This is a genomic window from Protofrankia sp. Cj3 (genome assembly GCF_917627355.1).
In the GTDB taxonomy this organism is placed as follows: Bacteria; Actinomycetota; Actinomycetes; order Frankiales; family Frankiaceae; genus Protofrankia.
Map to the genome: position 1 here is coordinate 1 of NZ_CAKJTR010000004.1, position 877 is coordinate 877.

The 877-nt window shown below is 73.3% G+C and carries 1 protein-coding gene; it reads left to right on the forward strand.

Annotation, left to right across the window (positions count from 1 at the left end; genetic code table 11):
• The coding region (locus MJ783_RS00940; RefSeq protein ID WP_239307976.1) for a WD40 repeat domain-containing protein at positions 1 to 877 on the forward strand (877 nt) is incomplete at both ends.

The following is an 877-nucleotide window of genomic DNA, read 5'->3' on the forward strand; positions in this document are numbered from 1 at the left end:
CAGCCGGGACGGCCGAATTCTGATCATCGGTACCGGTGACGGCACCACGCAGCTCTGGGATGTCTCCCAGCCCGGCCATCGCCGCAAGCTCGCCGACGTGGTTGCGCACAGCCCGCCGGGGTTCACCCGTGGGGTGCTGGCGGCCTGGCTCGACGATGGCGAGCGCCTGCTCTACCTGCTGGGCGGCGACGGGGTCATGGGCATGTTCAGCCTGGCGGACCCCGCGCATCCCGTCGGCCTGGGAACCGTCGGCGGGATGGGGACAGTCATCCAGAGCGCGGCCGTCACCCCCGACGGGCGCACCCTGCTCGCCTCCGACCTCGGCCTGCCCTCGCTGTGGGCGGTGGGCGCTCGTCCTTCGGAGGTGACACGGCTGGCCCGGTTACCTGGGCACGACAGCATCCTCAACACCGCGGCCTTCTCCCCTGACGGACGGCTGCTGGTCCTCGGCTGGCAGGACGGGAGCACCGAGCTGTGGGACACGACGGACCGCTCCCGGCCACGCCGGCAGGCGGTGCTCGGGCCGGCCGACGGGGGCCGCGCCGCGGTACGGGCCGCCGCCTTCAGCCCGGACGGCCGCATCCTGGCCGCCGGGACCAACGACGCGCAGACACAGCTGTGGGAGTTGGCGGACCCCGCCCATCCACGCCAGCTCGCCGGGCTTGACGGCCATGGCGGCGCGGTGGACGCGGTGGCCTTCAGCCCGGACGGCGCGAGCCTCGCCACGGGCAGCACGGATCGCAGCGTCGTGTTGTGGAATGTCGCCGATCCGGCGAAGCCCGCACGCGCCGGTGTTCTCACCGGGCATAAGAACATCGTCCGGACGGTGGGTTTCGCCCCGGACGGCCGCACGCTGGCCACCGGGGGAAACGACGCC